Origin of the sequence: Amnibacterium sp. (assembly GCF_036559085.1) — a bacterium.
In the GTDB taxonomy this organism is placed as follows: domain Bacteria; phylum Actinomycetota; class Actinomycetes; order Actinomycetales; family Microbacteriaceae; genus Amnibacterium.
Genome location: NZ_DATBTU010000023.1, coordinates 165,554 through 184,506, shown reverse-complemented (window position 1 = coordinate 184,506; position 18,953 = coordinate 165,554). Strand labels below are relative to the sequence as shown.

Annotated in this window: 18 protein-coding genes; all 18 read left to right on the top strand. The window is 71.6% G+C overall.

The features are described 5' to 3' along the window. Positions 1–525, top strand: a 525-nt coding sequence (locus tag VIG76_RS04675; RefSeq protein ID WP_331951529.1) for an LmeA family phospholipid-binding protein, incomplete at its 5' end; no start/stop codon positions are given. Positions 526–657: 132 nt separating this feature from the next. Next, positions 658–2,070 (top strand): diaminopimelate decarboxylase, encoded by a 1,413-nt coding sequence (lysA, locus tag VIG76_RS04670; RefSeq protein WP_331951527.1) that lies wholly within the window; start codon positions 658–660, stop codon positions 2,068–2,070. Continuing rightward, positions 2,067–3,374: a homoserine dehydrogenase gene (locus tag VIG76_RS04665; RefSeq protein WP_331951524.1), complete on the top strand. Its 1,308-nt coding sequence runs from the start codon at positions 2,067–2,069 to the stop codon at positions 3,372–3,374. The genes lysA and VIG76_RS04665 overlap by 4 nt, the downstream gene beginning before the upstream one ends. Before the next feature lie 54 nt (positions 3,375–3,428). Next, a complete protein-coding gene (thrC, locus tag VIG76_RS04660; RefSeq protein ID WP_331951562.1) occupies positions 3,429–4,508 on the top strand; it encodes a threonine synthase in 1,080 nt (359 codons plus the stop codon). Continuing rightward, a complete protein-coding gene (gene thrB / locus VIG76_RS04655) occupies positions 4,505–5,458 on the top strand; it encodes a homoserine kinase (RefSeq protein WP_331951522.1) in 954 nt (317 codons plus the stop codon). The genes thrC and thrB overlap by 4 nt, the downstream gene beginning before the upstream one ends. A gap of 274 nt (positions 5,459–5,732) precedes the next feature. After that, entirely contained in the window at positions 5,733–7,844 is a 2,112-nt protein-coding gene (gene rho / locus VIG76_RS04650; protein ID WP_414640606.1) for a transcription termination factor Rho, read from the top strand. After that, positions 7,841–8,950: a peptide chain release factor 1 gene (gene prfA, locus VIG76_RS04645; RefSeq protein ID WP_331951520.1), complete on the top strand. Its 1,110-nt coding sequence runs from the start codon at positions 7,841–7,843 to the stop codon at positions 8,948–8,950. Before rho ends, prfA begins: the two co-directional genes overlap by 4 nt. Further along, positions 8,947–9,801 carry a peptide chain release factor N(5)-glutamine methyltransferase gene (prmC, locus tag VIG76_RS04640; RefSeq protein WP_331951518.1) on the top strand — a complete coding sequence of 285 codons (855 nt, stop codon included), beginning with the start codon at positions 8,947–8,949 and terminating at the stop codon, positions 9,799–9,801. The genes prfA and prmC overlap by 4 nt, the downstream gene beginning before the upstream one ends. A 122-nt stretch (positions 9,802–9,923) precedes the next feature. Next, positions 9,924–10,682, top strand: a complete 759-nt coding sequence (locus tag VIG76_RS04635; protein ID WP_331951516.1) for an L-threonylcarbamoyladenylate synthase — start codon at positions 9,924–9,926, stop codon at positions 10,680–10,682. A 47-nt stretch (positions 10,683–10,729) separates the two neighbouring features. Next, on the top strand, positions 10,730–11,893 hold the full coding sequence (locus VIG76_RS04630; protein WP_331951558.1) for an MraY family glycosyltransferase: 1,164 nt from the start codon (positions 10,730–10,732) through the stop codon (positions 11,891–11,893). Beyond that, positions 11,890–12,333 carry a Cg1360 family ATP-synthase-associated protein gene (locus VIG76_RS04625; RefSeq protein ID WP_331951514.1) on the top strand — a complete coding sequence of 148 codons (444 nt, stop codon included), beginning with the start codon at positions 11,890–11,892 and terminating at the stop codon, positions 12,331–12,333. Before VIG76_RS04630 ends, VIG76_RS04625 begins: the two co-directional genes overlap by 4 nt. A 111-nt stretch (positions 12,334–12,444) precedes the next feature. Continuing rightward, positions 12,445–13,239, top strand: a complete 795-nt coding sequence (atpB, locus tag VIG76_RS04620) for a F0F1 ATP synthase subunit A (RefSeq protein ID WP_331951512.1) — start codon at positions 12,445–12,447, stop codon at positions 13,237–13,239. A 44-nt stretch (positions 13,240–13,283) separates the two neighbouring features. Next, the gene (atpE, locus tag VIG76_RS04615; protein ID WP_279714428.1) at positions 13,284–13,505 is read left to right on the top strand and encodes a F0F1 ATP synthase subunit C; all 222 of its coding nucleotides are present in this window, start codon (positions 13,284–13,286) and stop codon (positions 13,503–13,505) included. Between the two features lie 32 nt (positions 13,506–13,537). Next, on the top strand, positions 13,538–14,074 hold the full coding sequence (locus VIG76_RS04610) for a F0F1 ATP synthase subunit B (protein ID WP_331951507.1): 537 nt from the start codon (positions 13,538–13,540) through the stop codon (positions 14,072–14,074). After that, positions 14,074–14,889 carry a F0F1 ATP synthase subunit delta gene (locus tag VIG76_RS04605; protein WP_331951505.1) on the top strand — a complete coding sequence of 272 codons (816 nt, stop codon included), beginning with the start codon at positions 14,074–14,076 and terminating at the stop codon, positions 14,887–14,889. The genes VIG76_RS04610 and VIG76_RS04605 overlap by 1 nt, the downstream gene beginning before the upstream one ends. 35 nt (positions 14,890–14,924) lie before the next feature. Then, the gene (gene atpA, locus VIG76_RS04600; protein WP_331951503.1) at positions 14,925–16,562 is read left to right on the top strand and encodes a F0F1 ATP synthase subunit alpha; all 1,638 of its coding nucleotides are present in this window, start codon (positions 14,925–14,927) and stop codon (positions 16,560–16,562) included. A gap of 6 nt (positions 16,563–16,568) precedes the next feature. Next, positions 16,569–17,462 (top strand): F0F1 ATP synthase subunit gamma, encoded by an 894-nt coding sequence (locus tag VIG76_RS04595; protein ID WP_331951501.1) that lies wholly within the window; start codon positions 16,569–16,571, stop codon positions 17,460–17,462. A gap of 24 nt (positions 17,463–17,486) precedes the next feature. Continuing rightward, positions 17,487–18,950, top strand: a complete 1,464-nt coding sequence (atpD, locus tag VIG76_RS04590; protein ID WP_331951499.1) for a F0F1 ATP synthase subunit beta — start codon at positions 17,487–17,489, stop codon at positions 18,948–18,950. The last annotated feature ends 3 nt before the right edge of the window (positions 18,951–18,953 follow it).

Below are 18,953 nucleotides of genomic sequence, written 5' to 3'. Positions count from 1 at the left end.
TTCGACGACGTGCTCCTCACCTCGAACGACCTGAAGATCGAGGGGGGTGACGCGAGCGCGAAGATCCGGGTGCACGGCCTGCCGGTGAACGGATCCGGGACCGTGCAGCACGCGACCGGGTCGCTGACCATCAGCCAGGCAGCCCTGAAGAACCTCGCCCCGCTCGAGCAGGCGCAGGCCACGGCCCCGCAGCTCGGCCACGGCACCGTCGCCACCTCGGTGCAGCGCACCGTGCTCGGAGTGCCGATCACCGTCGACGTGACGCTGGCGCCGAGCGTCCAGGGCAAGTACGTGCACCTGGAACCCACGAAGGCCACGCTGAAGAGCGGACCGCTGTCCGTGCCGGGCACGACCCTCATCAAGACCCTGCTGCCGAACGGCATCTCGGTGTGCGCGGCGAAGTACCTGCCGCCGACGGTGCACCTCGACGCGATCGACGTGCAGCCGGGCTCGGCGACGCTGAACCTCACCGCCGACCACCTCGACCTCGGCGGCCTGCAGCAGGGCGCGACCGGCTCCTGCTGACCCGGCGGATCGCCTGGGCTGCGCCCGCTCCTCGATAGGCTTCCGTGTCCGTCCCCACCGGCTCGGCCGTCACGCCGCTTCGCGGCGCACCGGAACCGGCCGGCGGGGCCCCAGCCGTGAAAGGGCTCCGTCGTGCTCCAGCCGAACCCCCTCGCGTCGGCGCGTCTGACCACGGATCCGCTCGACCTCGATCCGGCCGTCTGGCCCTCCGGCACCGTCCGTGCCGCCGACGGCGCGATCCGCATCGGGGGAGCGGATGCCCGTGCCCTCGCGGCCGAGTTCGGCACGCCGCTCCACGTGGTCGACGAGACCGCGCTGAAGGTCCGCGCCGAGAAGGCCCGTGCGGCAGTCGAGGGTGCCGCGGCCGCCGCCGGCGTGCACGCGCACGTCTACTACGCGGGCAAGGCGTTCCTCACGGCCCACGTGGTGCGCTGGATGCTCGACGCCGGGCTGCGCATCGACGTCTGCACCGGCGGCGAGCTCGCCCTCGCCCTCGCGGCGGGCGCCACGGGCCCCTCGCTCGGCTTCCACGGCAACAACAAGTCCGAGGCGGAGATCGCCGCGGCGGTCGACGCCGCGGTCGGCGCGCTCGTGCTCGACTCGGCGCAGGAGGTGGCGCTGGTCGCATCCGCCGCCGCTCGCGCCGGCCGGGTGCAGCGGGTCCGGCTCCGCGTGAACTCGGGCGTGCACGCCTCCACGCACGAGTACCTCGCCACCGCCCGCGAGGACCAGAAGTTCGGCGTCGCCCTGCAGGACGTGCCCGCGATCGTCGCCGCGGTCCGCGCCGAGCCGTCGCTCGAGTTCCTCGGCCTGCACTCCCACATCGGCTCGCAGATCGTCGGCACCGCCGGGTTCGCCGAGGCCGCACACCGCCTGCTCGCCCTGCACCGCGACCTGCTCGCGGGCGGCACCGTGCCCGAGCTCAACCTCGGCGGCGGATGGGGCATCGCCTACACGAGCGGCCAGACCCCTGCGGATGTCGAGGCCGTCGCCGCCGACCTCGTCGGCGCGGTCGTCGCCGCAGCCACCGAGTACGGCATCCCCGTGCCCGACCTCGCCGTCGAGCCCGGCCGGTGGATCGTCGGTCCGGCGGGCGTCACCCTCTACACGGTCGGCACCGTGAAGGACGTCGAGGTGCAGGCGCCGGACGGCGGATCCGCGGTGCGCCGCTACGTCTCCGTCGACGGCGGGATGAGCGACAACATCCGCGCCGCCCTGTACGGCGCCGACTACACCGTGCGCCTCGCGTCCCGCGCCTCCGAGGCGCCGCAGGAGCTGGTGCGGGTGGTCGGCAAGCACTGCGAGTCCGGCGACATCGTCGTGCGGGAGGACCTGCTGCCGGCCGACGTCGGCTTCGGGGACCTCGTCGCGGTGCCGGCGACCGGCGCGTACCACCACAGCCTCGCGAGCAACTACAACCTGCTCACCCGCCCGGCCGTCGTCGCCGTCGGCGCGGAGGGCGCGCACGTGCTCGTGCGCCGCGAGACCATCGACGACCTCCTCGCCCGCGATGCCGGGCTCACCCGCGTCGGGAGCGCAGCATGACCCCCACCAGGGCGCCCATCCGCATCGCCGTGCTCGGCGCCGGCACCGTCGGCGCGGAGGTCGCAGCGCAGCTGCTCGAGCACCGCGAGGAGTTCGAGGCGCGCATCGGCGCCCCCATCGCGCTCTCCGGCGTCGCGGTCCGCGACCTCGACGCGACGCGCACGCGGGCGCTCCCGCGCGAGCTGCTCACGACCGACTCCCGGAGCCTCGTGCTCGGCGCCAACATCGTCGTCGAGCTGATCGGCGGCGTCGATCAGGCCCGCGAGCTCGTGCTGCTGGCGCTCGAGAGCGGCGCGGACGTCGTCACCGGCAACAAGGCGCTGCTCGCCACGCACGGCCCCGAGCTCTTCGCCGCCGCCGAACGGGTCGGCGCGCAGCTGAACTACGAGGCCGCGGTCGGCGGGGCGATCCCGATCATCCGGCCGCTCCGCGACAGCCTCGCCGGCGACCACGTGCGGCGCATCCTCGGCATCGTCAACGGCACCACGAACTTCGTGCTCGACCGGATGGACGAGGAGGGCCTCGGCTTCGACGAGGCGCTCGCCGAGGCCACGCGGCTCGGCTACGCGGAGGCGGATCCGACCGGCGACGTGTCGGGGGCGGATGCGGCGCAGAAGGCCGCGATCCTCGCCGGGCTCGCCTTCCACACCACCGTGCCGCTCGAGAAGGTCTGGGTCGAGGGCATCACCGGCGTCACCGCCGACCAGGTGCGCACCGCCCGCGCGGCCGGCCAGGTCGTCAAGCTGCTCGCGATCTGCGAGCGGATCACCGCACCCGACGGCACCGAGGGGGTCTCGGCCCGGGTGCATCCGGCGCTGCTGCCGCGCACCCATCCGCTCGCCGCGGTGCGGGGCGCGAACAACGCCGTCTTCGTGCAGGCGGAGTCGGCCGGGAACCTCATGTTCTACGGCGCGGGCGCCGGCGGCCCCGAGACCGCATCCGCGGTGCTCGGCGACCTCGTGTCGGCCGCCCGGCGGCACGTCATCGGCGGCCCCGGCCTCATCGGCTCCGCAGGTGCGGACCTGCCGGTCCTCGACCACGGCGTCGTGGAGACCCGCTACCAGATCACCCTCGCGGTGCGGGACGAGCCGGGCGTGCTCGCGCGGCTCGCGGGCATCGTGTCCGAGCGCGGGGTGTCGATCGAGACGGTCGAGCAGTCGAGGGCCGGTTCGGACGGCACCGCTAGCCTGGTCGTCGGCACCCATCGGGCGCGGGAGGCCGCGCTCGCGGCCACCGTCGAGGCCCTGCGCGACGCGGCCGAGGTCGAGGCCGTCCTCGGCGTGCTGCGCGTCGAGGGCGAGTGAACGGAACGAGGATCGGGAGACATGAGCATCGGCACGGCTGATCGGTCCACCCGCCTGTCCCGGCAGTGGCGGGGGGTGATCCGCGAGTACGCCGACCGGCTCGACGTCTCCGAGGCCACCCCGGTCGTCACGCTCGGTGAGGGCGGCACGCCGCTGATCGAGGCGCGCGCGCTCTCGGAGCGCACCGGCGCGCGGGTCTTCGTGAAGTACGAGGGGATGAACCCCACCGGGTCCTTCAAGGACCGCGGCATGACGATGGCGATCTCGAAGGCCCTCGAGGCCGGCGCGAAGGCCGTCATCTGCGCCTCCACCGGCAACACCTCCGCATCCGCCGCCGCGTACGCCACCCACGCGGGCATCACCGCCGCCGTGCTCGTGCCGGAGGGCAAGATCGCGATGGGCAAGCTGAGCCAGGCCATCGCGCACGACGCCCAGCTGCTGCAGGTGCAGGGCAACTTCGACGACTGCCTCGACATCGCGCGCGAGCTCGCCGCGCACTACCCGGTGCACCTCGTCAACTCGGTCAACAACGACCGCATCGAGGGCCAGAAGACGGCGGCCTTCGAGGTCGTCGAGGTGCTCGGCGACGCCCCCGACTTCCACTTCATCCCGGTCGGCAACGCCGGCAACTACACCGCCTACCACCGCGGCTACCGCGAGGAGCTCGACCGCGGCGCGACGAGCCGCCTGCCGCGGATGTTCGGCTTCCAGGCCGCGGGCTCCGCGCCGATCGTGGACGGCCACGTCGTGAAGAACCCCGAGACGATCGCCTCCGCCATCCGCATCGGCAACCCCGCGTCGTGGAAGCTCGCGATCGCGGCATACCAGGACAGCGACGGCTACTTCGGCGCGATCAGCGACGCCGACATCCTGAAGGCGCACCGCATCCTCTCCGCCGAGGTCGGCATCTTCGTCGAGCCCGCCAGCGCGATCAGCGTCGCCGGCCTGCTCGAGCGCGCAGAGGCGGGCGCCATCCCGCGCGGCGCCACCTGCGTGCTCACCGTCACCGGCCACGGCCTGAAGGACCCGCAGTGGGCGCTGAAGGCGCCGGGCGGCGGCGAGGTCGTCCCCACGTCCGTGCCCGTCGACGCCGCCGCGATCGCCGAGACCCTCGGCCTCGGGACCGCCGGATGAGCGGAGGCCTGCCCGTCGGCCGGCAGGTCACCGTCGAGGTGCCCGCCACCACGGCGAACCTCGGACCCGGCTTCGACACCCTCGGACTCGCGCTCAGCGTCTACGACACCCTCACCGTCACCGTCACCGACGAGCCCGGTGTGCGCGTCGACGTGCACGGCGTCGGCGAGGGCGAGGTGCCCACGGACGAGACGAACCTCGTCGCGCGGGCCATCGCCGAGGTCTTCGCCGAGGTGGGGGAGCCCCTGCCCGGCCTGCACCTCGACGCGACGAACACCATCCCGCACGGCCGGGGCCTCGGCTCCTCCGGGGCCGCGATCGTCTCCGGCGTCGTCGCCGCATCCGGCCTGCTCGAGGACGTCGCCCCGCTCGACGGCGACCGGCTGCTCGCGATCGCGACGCGGATGGAGGGCCACCCCGACAACGTCGCGCCGGCGCTCTTCGGCGGCCTCACCATCGCGTGGACGGGGCCGGACGGCCCGCAGCACAAGAAGCTGCTCGTCCACCGCGGGGTCTCGCCGCTCGTGCTGGTACCCGACCACACCATGTCGACGGCGCTCGCCCGCAGCCTGCAGCCTGCGAGCGTGCCGCACGAGGACGCGATCTTCAACGTCTCGCGCTCCACGCTGCTGATCGCGGCCCTCATCCAGTCGCCAGAGCTGCTGCTCGTCGCCACCGAGGACCGCCTGCACCAGTCGTACCGTGCCTCGGCCATGCCCGAGACGGACCGGCTCATCCGGCTCCTGCGCGAGGCGGGACACGCCGCCGTGGTCTCCGGCGCGGGGCCCTCCATCCTCGTCCTGTCCGCGGATCCGTCCCAGCGGCTGAAGGCCGCGGAACTGGTCGCTGATCAGGCGGACCAGCACTGGACCGCGCTCCTTCCCGCCGTGGATTTCAAAGGTGCTACGCTCAGGAACCGATCGGCACCCGCCGGAAGCGCACCGTCCTGAACGGTCGATCCGGAACGCCGCTTCCCGGACGCATCGCCGCCCGGTCTGCACCCGGCCGGTGCACGCGGAACGACAGCGCCCCGGCCCGGGACCGATCGCATGAGGTGCGCGGGAACCGCCCGACCGCCTCACCCAGGGGCCAAGGACCCCGTTTCCTCACGTGACTGAAGTCGAACCGCGTGCTGCCGGCGCCCCTCGCGCCGCAGCCCTCTCCCGCAGTCGTCTGGCGGCGCTCCGTCTCTCCGAGCTCCGCGACCTCGCGGCCTCCCTCGGTATCGGCGACGTCGACACTCTCCGAAAGGGTTCCCTCGTGGATGCCATCTCCGACAGCTACACCACCGACAATCCGGCCGCGGCCGACGAGGCCGCCGCGGTGAGCCCCGAGCAGGCGCCCGCCGGCGAGGCCGCTCCCGAGCAGGCCGCTCCGGTCGTGGACGAGTCCACGCCGCTGCCGACGCCCGACGAGCCCTCGCCCGTCCCGCCGGCCGAGCCGTCCCCGATCCCGCCGGCCGAGCCGATGCCGCTGAGCGAGGCCGAGCCCGCCGCGTCCATCACGGACGCCGAGCCCGCTGCGCCGATCACGGACGCCGAGCCCGTCGTGCAGGCAGCAGAGGCCGAGCAGGCGCCCGCGGTCGACGAGTCCGTCGCGGATGGGCCCACGGACGCCGGTTCCGACGCGTCGCGAAGCGACGTGGCGGCCGAGCGTCTGGGGAAGGTGGCCGAGGAGGTCGCGGCCGGCGCCGAGCCGAAGCCCGCCGCCGACCACCTCAACGCCGGGATCACGGGCATCGCCGAGGACCTGCAGCAGCTCCAGCGCCGCGAGCAGGGCGAGGCGCCCGACGAGAACCAGCACGACGGCCAGGTCCCGACCGAGTCCGGCGACGGCGCCGAGAGCACCGAGACCGCCGAGAACGAGGGCCCGCGCCGCGGCCGTGGCCGCAACCGCAACCGCGGCCAGAACCGGCAGAACGCATCCGGCGAGCAGGGCGCCCCGCAGCAGGGCGGCGCCCAGCAGCAGGAGAAGCAGGGCGGCCAGCAGCAGGAGAAGCAGCAGGGCCAGCAGGGTCGCGGCCAGCAGCAGAACCAGCAGACCCGCACCCAGGAGGCGCCCGAGGCGCAGCCGGAGCGCCAGCAGGCCGGCCAGCAGCAGGACGGCGAGGGCCGTCGTGGCCGCTACCGCGACCGCAAGCGCCGCGGCGGCACGAACGAGTGGGACGAGCCCGAGGTCCGCGACGACGACGTCCTGATCCCGATCGCCGGCATCCTCGACGTGCTCGACAACTACGCGTTCGTCCGCACCTCCGGCTACCTGCCCGGCGCGAACGACGTCTACGTCTCCCTCGGCCAGGTGAAGAAGTACCACCTGCGCAAGGGCGACGCCGTCGTCGGCGCGATCCGCCAGATCCCCGAGGGCGAGCAGCCCGCGCGCCAGAAGTACAACGCGCTGGTCAAGGTCGACTCGATCAACGGGCTGCCCGTCGCGCAGGCCGAGGGCCGCGTCGAGTTCTCGCAGCTCACGCCGCTCTACCCGCAGGAGCGCCTCCGCCTCGAGACGGACTCGCAGAAGCTGTCGACCCGGATCGTCGACCTCGTCGCGCCGATCGGCAAGGGCCAGCGCGGCCTCATCGTCTCGCCGCCGAAGGCCGGCAAGACGATGATCCTGCAGGCGATCGCCAACGCGATCACCAAGAACAACCCCGAGGCCCACCTCATGGTCGTGCTCGTCGACGAGCGCCCCGAGGAGGTCACCGACATGCAGCGCACGGTGAAGGGCGAGGTCATCGCCTCGACCTTCGACCGGCCCGCCGAGGACCACACCACGGTCGCGGAGCTCGCCATCGAGCGTGCGAAGCGCCTCGTGGAGCTCGGCTACGACGTCGTCGTGCTGCTTGACTCGATCACCCGGCTCGGCCGCGCGTACAACCAGGTCGTCCCCGCCTCCGGCCGCGTGCTGTCCGGCGGGGTCGACGCCGCGGCGCTCTACCCGCCCAAGCGCTTCTTCGGCGCCGCCCGCAACATCGAGAACGGCGGCTCGCTCACCATCCTCGCCACGGCGCTCATCGAGACCGGTTCGAAGATGGACGAGGTGATCTTCGAGGAGTTCAAAGGCACCGGCAACATGGAGCTCCGCCTGTCCCGCCAGCTCGCCGACAAGCGGATCTTCCCGGCCGTCGACGTCTCCGCATCCGGCACCCGCCGCGAGGAGATGCTGATGGGCCCGGACGAGGTGAAGGTCACCTGGCAGCTGCGCCGCGCGCTCGCCGGCCTCGACACCCAGGCCGCGCTCGACATCGTGCTCAGCAAGCTGAAGGAGACGTCGTCGAACGTCGAGTTCCTCGTGCAGATGCAGAAGTCCCTCCCGGGCACGGGCACCCGGGGCGCGTGACCGGCACCGCCTCCGCCGACTCGCGGTTCCCGTCCGTCGCTCCGCTCGTCGCGGAGCACGCGGACCTCGAGCGGCAGCTCGCCGACCCGGCGCTCCATGCGGACGCCGGGCGGGCGAGGCGCGTCGGACGGCGCTACGCCGAGCTCGGGCAGATCGTCGCCGCGCACGCCGCGTGGCGGCAGCTGCTCGACGACCTCGAGGCCGCGCGTGAGCTCGGCGCCGAGGACCCGGCGTTCGCCGCCGAGGTGCCCGACCTCGAGGCCGCGGAGGCCGAGGCGGCCGAGAAGCTGCGCCGCCTGCTGCTGCCCCGCGACCCCGACGACGGGCGCGACGTCATCCTCGAGATCAAGGCGGGGGAGGGCGGCGAGGAGTCGGCGCTCTTCGCGGCCGATCTCCTGCGGATGTACCTGCACTACGCGGAGTCGAAGGGCTGGAAGACCGAGCTGCTCGAGCGCACCGAGAGCGACCTGGGCGGCTACAAGGACGTGCAGGTCGCCATCAAGGGCTCCTCGAACGACCCCGCCGAGGGCGTCTGGGCGCACCTGAAGTACGAGGGCGGCGTGCACCGCGTGCAGCGCGTGCCGAAGACCGAGGCGCAGGGCCGCATCCACACCTCCGCCGTCGGCGTGCTCGTCTTCCCCGAGGTCGACGAGCCCGAGGAGGTCGTCATCGACCCGAACGACCTGAAGATCGACGTCTTCCGCTCGTCCGGCCCCGGCGGCCAGAGCGTGAACACGACCGACTCGGCGGTGCGGATCACCCACCTGCCGACCGGCATCGTCGTGTCGATGCAGAACGAGAAGAGCCAGCTGCAGAACCGCGAGGCCGGCATGCGGGTGCTCCGCGCCCGGCTGCTCGCCGCGCAGCAGGAGGCCGCAGACGCCGAGGCGTCCGCCGCGCGCCGCAGCCAGGTCCGTACCGTGGACCGCTCCGAGCGGATCCGCACCTACAACTTCCCGGAGAACCGGATCAGCGACCACCGCACCGGGTACAAGGCCTACGACCTCGACCGGGTGCTCGACGGCGCGCTCGAGCCGATCGTGCAGTCCGCGATCCAGGCCGACGAGGCCGCCCGCCTGCAGGCCCTCGCCGACACCCCGGCGTGAGCGACGCGCGCGAGGCCCTCGAGGCCGCGACGCGCCTGCTCGCCGCCGCCGGCATCGAGTCCGCTCGGGCCGATGCGGAGTCCCTCCTCGCGCATGAGCTCGGCACGGGCCGTGGCCGCGTCCAGGCCATCGCGTTGACCGGCGGCCCCGTCGACCCGGTGGTCCTCGCCCGGTTCGCGCGCCTCGTCGAGCGCCGCGCCGACCGGGAGCCCCTCCAGCACCTGACGGGCTCGGCCGGATTCCGCACGATCGAGCTGGCCGTCGGCCCCGGGGTCTTCGTGCCGCGGCCGGAGACCGAGATGGTGGCGCAGCTCGCGATCGATGCCGCATCCGGCATGGAGTCGCCGCTCGTCGTCGACCTCGCCACGGGCAGCGGTGCGATCGCGCTGGCGGTCGCGGCGGAGGTGCCGGCCGCGACGGTCGTCGGTGTCGAGCGGAACCCGGCCGCGCTGGTCTGGGCCGAGCGGAACGCCGTCGCGCTGGCGCTGCCGAACGCCCGGATCGTTCCCGGCGACCTCGCCGACGCCGTTCCCGAGCTCGACGGACGGGTGGACGTCGTCGTGTCGAACCCGCCTTACATCCCCGACGGGATGATCCCGCGCGACCCCGAGGTGCGCCTGCACGACCCGGCGGATGCGCTCTTCGGCGGCCCCGACGGCCTCGATCCAATGCGGGCGGTGGTCGCCACGGCCGCGCGGCTGCTGCATCCGGGCGGCTTCGTCGTGGTCGAGCACGGGGAGCACCAGGGCGCCGAGGTCCGCGCCCTCTTCCCGGCCGACTCGTGGCACCCGGCGCGAACCCACCGGGACCTGACGGACCGCGACCGAGCGACGACGACCCGTCGCCGCTGACCCGCCCGCCCGGCCGCCCGACGGTTGCCACTTTCTGCGACCTTCAGGCGCTCAAGGTCGCAGAACGTGGCAACCGTCGTGTTGGGGACGGAGCCATGGGCTCGCCCGGTACCATGACGGACATGGCGACGGTGGTCGATTGCGCCGACCCGGTCTCGTTGCTCCCGGGCATGCGTGAAGCCCGCGCCGCGATCTCCCGCGGCGACCTCATCGTCATGCCCACGGACACCGTGTACGGCATCGCGGCGGATGCGTTCCAGCCCATGGCCGTCCGTCGCCTCCTGATGGCGAAGGGCCGCGGCCCCGACGCCCCGCCGCCGGTGCTCGTGCCCACCCGCGGCACCCTCGAAGCGCTGGCCGAGGTCGTGCCCGAGGCCGTCGTCGCGCTCACCGAACGCTTCTGGCCCGGCGCGCTCACCGTGATCCTGCCCGCGCGCTCGACGCTCGCCTGGGACCTCGGCGAGACCCACGGCACTGTCGCGCTCCGGATGCCGGACGACCGCATCGCCCTCGAGCTGCTCGCCGAGACCGGCCCGCTCGCCGTCAGCTCCGCCAACCTCACGGGGGAGACCCCCGCGACCACCGCCGAGAACGCGCAGGAGCAGCTCGGCGACGTCGTCGACGTCTACCTCGACAACGGGCCGACGCCCGGCCCCGTGCCCTCGACGATCGTCGACGCCACCGCGCTCGCCGACGGCACCGGCCCCCTCCGCATCGTCCGACTCGGGATGATCGCGGAGAAGGACCTGAAGGCCGTCGCCCCCGAGGCGTTCGCCCTGCCGGAGACGCCCGAGGGGCCGCACCCCGCCGACGACCTCGAGATCGGCGAGCCGGCCGACCCGCCCGCTGCTGAGCCGCCGGACGAGACGACCAGCCCGTGATCGTCACCCTGCTGGTCGCCCTCTCCTCGGCGGTCGTCACCTTCCTCATGTCGCTCGTCATGTGGCGGGTCGGGGTGAAGTACAGGCTCTATCCGAAGATCCGCGAGCGAGACGTCCACACGACACCCACCCCGCGCCTCGGCGGCGTCGCGATGTTCACGGGCGTGCTCGCTGCGCTGTTCATCGCCTCGCGGATCCCGTTCTTCCACCTCGTCTTCGCCGACGAGAAGCAGATCATCGCCGTGCTCCTCTCCGCGACGCTCATCGTCGTGATCGGCGTGCTCGACGACTTCTTCGACCTCGACTGGTCCACCAAGCTCATCGGCCAGGTGCTCGCCGCCGGCCTGCTCGCGTGGCTCGGCGGCCTGCAGATCGACTCCCTGCCGATCGGCGGCGTGACCGTCGGATCCACGTGGGCGTCGCTCGCGCTGACCCTGTTCACCGTGGTCGCCGTGATGAACATGGTCAACTTCATCGACGGGCTCGACGGCCTCGTGGCGGGCGTCGGCGTCATCGCCAACGGCACCTTCTACCTCTACAGCTACATGCTGATCCGCATCGTCGACCAGACGAACTACTTCAACCTCGCTTCGCTGATCTCGGCCATCACGCTCGGCGCGTGCCTCGGCTTCCTGCCGCTCAACTGGCACCCCGCCAAGCTCTTCATGGGGGATGCGGGAGCACTGCTGGTCGGGCTGCTCATGTCGATCTCGGCCATCAGCGTCACCGGCTCGATCGACCCCATCCAGCTGCTCGGCAACCGGGCCCAGTTCGCGCCCGCGTTCCTGCCGCTGCTGCTGCCGTTCGCGATCCTCATCGTGCCGCTGCTCGACTTCAGCCTCGCGGTCGTGCGGCGCCTCGCCGCCGGCAAGAGCCCTTTCAGCGCCGACCGCAAGCATCTGCACCACCGCCTGCTCGACATGGGCCACACCCGATTCCACGCGACGCTCATCTTCTACGCATGGACCGCCGTCATCTCGGTCGGGTCGCTCCTGTTCTTCGTCGCCCGGCCGTTCTGGTGGGCGTGGGTGTTCATCGGCGGCGGCCTGCTGCTCTGCGCGGCTGCCACCCTCGCCCCCCTCAGCCACCGCAAGCGCCGCGAGTACGAGGTGCAGAGCAAGCCGGTGGCCACGACCACGACGGAGATCGCGGTGCTCGACCCGCTCGACAAGGCCACCAACGCGACCCCGGTGCAGGAGCGGCACGCATGAGCACAGTGACCGGCCCCACCTTCGACACCGGCCGAACCGTGCTGCGCCGCGCCCTCGTCGGCGGCGTCGCCGTCACCCTCGGGATCGGCGTCGTCGCCGGGCTCGTCGGCCTGCTGCTCTACGGCACCGGAGGGCTGCTCTCCGGCCTCGTCGGCGCCGCGTTCGCCCTCGTCTTCCTCGGCCTCACGATCGCCGGCCTCATGGTCACCAACCGGCTGATCGGCAACCCCAACCCGGTCCCCGCGCTCGTGGTCGTCCTCAGCAGCTGGTTCGCGAAGGTCGTGCTCTTCATCCTCGCGATGGTGGTGGTCGGCCGGCAGCCGTGGGTGCAGCCGATGGTGCTGTTCGTCTCGCTCGTGGTGGCCGTGCTCGCCTTCCTCGTGCTCGACGTCCTGGTCGTCGCCCGCGCCCGAATCCCCGTCGGCAGCGTCGAGAGCTGAGCCCTCGGTTCGACCCCGCCCTGGGCGGATTGATAGGGTGGAGGCCGTCGAGTTCACCTGTCGTGCGTCGCGCGCACCTTCGGTTCGGAGACACTCCTGATTCCCCACCTAGTGCCGGCGGCCGTTGCCGCGAGCGGGTTCGAGCCACCGACGATCCAGGACTTCTTCCCTCCTGCGGTCCTGTTCGCGGGTACCCCGTTCGAGCTCAACCGCGTCATGCTCATCCGGCTCCTCGCGCTCGCGGCGCTGGTCGCCTGGCTGTACTTCGGCACCCGGAAGATGAAGCTCGTCCCGGGTCGCGGCCAGGTCGCCACCGAGTTCGCGCTCGGGTTCGTCCGCAACAACATCGCCATCGAGACGCTCGGCGAGGAGGACGGCCGCCGGTTCATGCCGGTCATCATGACGATGTTCTTCCTGACCTTCGGGATGAACATCACCGGCGTGATCCCGGCGCTGCAGCTCGCCGGCACCGCCGTCATCGGCCTGCCGGTGATCCTCGCGCTGATCGCGTGGGCGCTGTTCATCTACGCCGGGTTCAAGAAGCTCGGCTGGACCTATCTGAAGAACGCCCTGTTCCTGCCGGGCGTCCCGTGGCCGCTCTACTTCCTGCTCACGCCGCTCGAGATCCTGTCGACGTTCATCGTCCGGCCGATCACGCTCACCATGCGTCTGCTGATGAACATGGTCTCCGGGCACCTCCTGCTGGCGCTGGTCTACGCGGCGTCGTCCTTCTTCCTCTTCACGCTCCTCCCGCAGGGCAACCTCTTCGGGCTCATCGGCATCGGCACGGTCCTGTTCGGGATCGCCTACCTCGCCTTCGAGATCTTCGTCGCCCTGCTGCAGGCCTACGTGTTCGCCTTCCTGACCGCGATCTACATCCAGCTCGCGGTCGCCGAAGAGCACTGAACGCCTGCTCGCAGGCCCCACACCTCACCGAAAGGAAACCCTGAATGCATATCGTCGGCTACCTCGCCGCCTTGGGCTTCGGCTTCGCAGCGATCGGCTCCGGTATCGGCGTCGGCATCATCGTCGGCAAGACGATCGAGTCCGTCGCCCGCCAGCCCGAGCTGCAGGGCCGTCTCACCTCGCTGATGTTCCTGGGCATCGCGCTGACCGAGGCCCTCTGCTTCATCGCGATCGCGATCGGCTTCATCCCCTTCCCGTCCCCGTAAGTCCGGTACGAGGCAAGGGGAGGGAGTAACACGTGCAGACCCACATCATCGCCGCGGAGTCGCAGGCCAGCCTGCTGATCCCGACGCTGCCCGACCTCATCTGGGGCGCGCTGTCGTTCCTCGTGCTGGTGGCGCTGTTCACCTGGAAGGTGCTGCCGCGCCTCAACCAGCTGCTGGACGAGCGCAGCAAGGCGATCGCCGGCCGCATCGACGAGGCCAAGCACGCCCGCGAGGAGGCCGAGCGCGTCCTGCACCAGTACCAGGAGCAGCTCGCCGAGGCGCGGACCGAGGCCGGCCGCATCCGCGACCAGGCGCGCGAGGACGGCAAGCGGATCATCGCCGAGCTGCGCGAGCAGGCGTCGGCCGAGGCCGCGCGCATCACCGCGCAGGCGCAGGCGCAGATCGAGGCCGAGCGCGCCAGCGCCGTGCAGTCGCTCCGCGCCGAGGTCGGCTCGCTCGCGATCGACCTCGCGTCCGGGGTGATCGGTCAGCACCTCGCGGATGACAAGAACGCCTCCGCGCTCGTCGACCGGTTCCTCGCCGAGCTCGACCTCGACACGGCGCGCTGATGGGCGCCGCGACGCGGGAGTCGACCGCCGCCGCGGTCGGCGTGCTCGACGACCTGCTGAAGCCGGGCCTGCTCGGCCGGCGGCGGGCCGGGTCCGACGAGGTCGGCGCGGAGCTGCTCGCCGCAGCGCGCGCGGTCGCGTCGTCGCCGCAGCTCACCTCCGTCCTCGCGGACGTCGGCGTCGCCGGCAAACAGAAGGTCGAGCTCGTCCGGCGCGTCTTCGGGAAGGCCTACGACAAGCGCACCGTCCAGGTGCTCGAGTCGCTGGCCGCGTCGCGGTGGTCCGAGCCGGGCGACCTCATCGACGCGCTCGAGCAGCTGGGTATCCGCGCCATCTCGCTCACCGCGGACGACGTCGACCTCGAGGGCCAGCTGTTCGCCCTCGAGCGGGCCGTCACCGGCTCGCCCGAGACCGAGTTGGCGCTCGGCAACACCTCGGCGCCGGTCGAGGCGCGGGTCGCGCTCGTCGACCGGCTGCTCGTGAACGCCGCCGAGCCGACGCAGGTGCTCGCGAGGCACCTCGTGCAGCTGCCTCGCGGTCGCCGCATCGTGGAGTCGCTCCAGGAGGCGCAACGCCGGATCGCCGACTCGCGCGGCGGTCTGATCGCCGTGGCGAGCGCTGCGCAGGCTCTGACGCCTCCCCAGGTGAAGGCGCTCGAGGAGCGCCTCGCCGCCGCCTACGGGCGTAAAATCGTGGTCAACCAGGTGATCGATCCGGCGCTGATCGGGGGAGTGCGGATCACGATCGGCGACGACGTGATCGACGGCACCGTCCGCACCCGCCTCGACGACCTGCGTCTCCGTCTCGCGGGCTGACGCTCTCCTCCCTCGCTGCTTCAAGAAGGAATCCGATGACCGATCTCAGCATCAGCCCCGACGACATCCGGAGCGCGCTCGCCGACTTCGTCGCCGCGTACGACCCGGGCAAGACCACCGCGACCGAGGTCGGCACCGTGATCGACGCCGCCGACGGCATCGCGCACGTCGAGGGCCTGCCCAACGTGATGGCGAACGAGCTCATCCGGTTCTCGGACGGCACCTCCGGCCTCGCACTGAACCTCGAGGAGAACGAGATCGGCGTCATCGTCCTCGGCGACTTCGAGGGCATCGAGGAGGGCATGGAGGTCCGCCGCACCGGCGAGGTCCTCTCCGTGCCCGTCGGGGACGGCTACCTCGGTCGTGTCGTGGACCCGCTCGGCCAGCCGCTCGACGGCCGCGGCCCCGTCGAGACCGACGCGGTCCGCGCGCTCGAGCTCCAGGCGCCCGGCGTGATGGCGCGCCAGAGCGTGCACGAGCCGCTGCAGACCGGCATCAAGGCGATCGACGCGATGATCCCGATCGGCCGCGGCCAGCGCCAGCTGATCATCGGCGACCGCCAGACCGGCAAGACCGCCATCGCGATCGACGCGATCATCAACCAGCGCGCGAACTGGGAGTCCGGCGACCCGACGAAGCAGGTGCGCTGCATCTACGTCGCGATCGGCCAGAAGGGCTCCACGATCGCCTCGGTGCGCGGCGCCCTCGAGGACGCCGGCGCGATGGAGTACACGACCATCGTCGCCGCGCCCGCGTCCGACCCGGCCGGCTTCAAGTACCTCGCCCCGTACACCGGGTCGGCCATCGGCCAGCACTGGATGTACCAGGGCAAGCACGTCCTCATCGTGTTCGACGACCTGTCGAAGCAGGCCGCGGCCTACCGCGCCGTGTCGCTGCTCCTGCGCCGCCCGCCGGGCCGCGAGGCCTACCCGGGCGACGTGTTCTACCTGCACTCCCGCCTGCTGGAGCGCTGCGCGAAGCTCTCCGAGGAGCTCGGCTCCGGCTCGATGACGGGCCTCCCGCTCATCGAGACGCAGGCGAACGACGTGTCGGCGTACATCCCGACCAACGTGATCTCGATCACGGACGGCCAGATCTTCCTGCAGTCCGACCTCTTCAACGCGAACCAGCGTCCGGCGGTCGACGTGGGCATCTCGGTCTCCCGGGTCGGCGGCGACGCGCAGGTCAAGAGCATCAAGAAGGTGTCCGGCACCCTGAAGCTCGAGCTCGCGCAGTACCGGTCCCTGCAGGCGTTCGCGATGTTCGCGTCCGACCTCGACGCCGCCAGCCGCCGGCAGCTCGCCCGCGGTGCCCGCCTCACCGAGCTGCTGCGCCAGCCGCAGTACTCGCCGTACCCCGTGGAGGACCAGGTCGTCTCGATCTGGGCCGGCACGAACGGCAAGCTCGACGAGGTGCCTGTCGAGGACGTGCTCCGGTTCGAGCGCGAGCTGCTCGACTACCTGAAGCACAACACGGAGATCCTCACCACCCTCCGTGAGCGCAACGTGCTCGACGACGACACCGTCGCGGCGCTCGGCGACGCGGTCGACGAGTTCAAGAAGCAGTTCACGACGGGTGAGGGCAAGCCGCTCGACTCGGTCGGCCACGAGAGCTTCGAGGCCGCCGACCGCGACGACGTGGAGCAGGCCACGATCCAGAAGAACCGCAGGTAGCCGCTCGTGCCAGCACAGGTCCGCGAGTACCGGGGTCGCATCCGGTCCGCGCAGACGACGAAGAAGATCACTCGCGCCATGGAGCTGATCTCGGCGTCGCGGATCGCGAAGGCGCAGCAGCGCGTCGCGGCGAGCCTGCCGTACTCGCGCGCCGTGACGCGTGCGGTGTCGGCGGTGGCGACCTACACGAACGTCGACCACGTGCTCACCCGGGAGAAGGAGAACCCGCGGCGCGCCGCGATCGTGGTGCTCTCCTCCGACCGCGGGCTCGCCGGTGCCTTCAACTCGAACGTGCTGCGCAAGAGCGAGGAGCTCGCGGAGCTGCTCCGCAGCGAGGGCAAGGAGGTCGTCTCCTACCTCGTCGGCCGCAAGGCCGTGGGCTACTACCGGTTCCGTCGCCGCGAGTACGTGCGCGACTGGGTCGGCGGCACGGACAATCCCGACGTCGAGACCGCGCGCGAGATCGCCGAGGCGGTCGTGCAGCACTTCATCCAGGACACGGACGAGGGCGGCGTCGACGAGATCCACATCGTCTACAACCGCTTCGTGTCGATGCTCACCCAGACCCCCGAGATGCTGCGCCTGCTGCCGCTCGAGGTCGTCGAGGGCGTCGAGGAGCCGGGCGACCAGACGGCGCTGCCGCTGTACGAGTTCGAGCCCGACGCCGGCGAGGTGCTCGACGCGCTGCTGCCCGTCTACATCGAGTCGCGGATCTACGCCGCGATGCTCGAGTCGGCGGCGAGCAAGCACGCGGCGACGCAGCGGGCCATGAAGGCGGCGAGCGACAACGCCGACGCCCTCATCCGGGAGTACACGCGCCTCGCGAACAACGCCAGGCAGCAGGAGATCACCCAGCAGATCGCCGAGATCGTCGGTGGCGCGGACGCGCTGGCCGGCTGAGGCAGAGAAGGAGAGGCGAGAGACATGAGCTCAGCAGTCGCCGTTGAGACCCACCGGCACTCGGGCGAGGTCGGGGTGGGCCGCGTCGCGCGGGTCACCGGCCCGGTCGTCGACATCGAGTTCCCGCACGACTCGATCCCCGAGATCTACAACGCCCTGAAGACGACGATCGTCATGGGCGAGGAGAGCACCGAGATCACGCTCGAGGTCGCGCAGCACCTCGGTGACGACCTCGTGCGCGCCATCGCGCTGAAGCCGACGGACGGCATGGTCCGCGGCCAGGAGGTGCGCGACACCGGCTCCGCCATCTCGGTGCCGGTCGGCGACGTCACGAAGGGTCACGTCTTCAACGTGATCGGTGACGTGCTGAACCTGCAGGAGGGCGAGAAGCTCGAGATCACCGAGCGCTGGCCGATCCACCGCAAGCCCCCGGCCTTCGACCAGCTCGAGAGCAAGACGCAGCTGTTCGAGACCGGCATCAAGGTCATCGACCTCCTCACCCCGTACGTGCAGGGCGGGAAGATCGGCCTGTTCGGCGGTGCGGGCGTCGGGAAGACCGTGCTCATCCAGGAGATGATCTACCGGGTCGCGGCCAACCACGGTGGTGTGTCGGTGTTCGCGGGCGTCGGTGAGCGCACCCGCGAGGGCAACGACCTCATCGGCGAGATGGAGGAGGCGGGCGTCTTCGACAAGACCGCCCTCGTCTTCGGCCAGATGGACGAGCCGCCCGGGACGCGCCTCCGCGTCGCGCTGTCCGCGCTGACGATGGCGGAGTACTTCCGCGACGTGCAGAACCAGGACGTGCTGCTCTTCATCGACAACATCTTCCGGTTCACGCAGGCCGGCTCCGAGGTGTCGACGCTGCTCGGCCGCATGCCCTCCGCGGTGGGCTACCAGCCGAACCTCGCGGATGAGATGGGTGTGCTCCAGGAGCGCATCACCTCCACGCGCGGCCACTCGATCACCTCGCTGCAGGCGATCTACGTGCCGGCCGACGACTACACCGACCCGGCGCCCGCGACGACGTTCGCGCACCTCGACGCGACGACCGAGCTCTCCCGCGAGATCGCGTCCCGCGGCCTCTACCCGGCGGTCGACCCGCTGGCGTCGACGTCCCGCATCCTCGACCCCCGGTACCTGGGCGAGGACCACTACCGGGTGGCGACGAACGTGAAGCAGATCCTGCAGAAGAACAAGGAGCTGCAGGAGATCATCGCGATCCTCGGTGTCGACGAGCTCTCCGAGGAGGACAAGATCACGGTGTCGCGTGCGCGCCGGATCCAGCAGTTCCTCTCGCAGAACACCTACATGGCGACGAAGTTCACCGGCGTCGAGGGCTCGACCGTGCCGCTGAAGGAGACGATCGAGTCGTTCGACGCGATCGTGAAGGGCGACTTCGACGACGTGGCGGAGCAGGCGTTCTTCAACGTCGGCTCCATCTCGGACGTCGAGGAGAAGTGGGCCCAGATCCAGAAGGAGAACGGCTAGCTC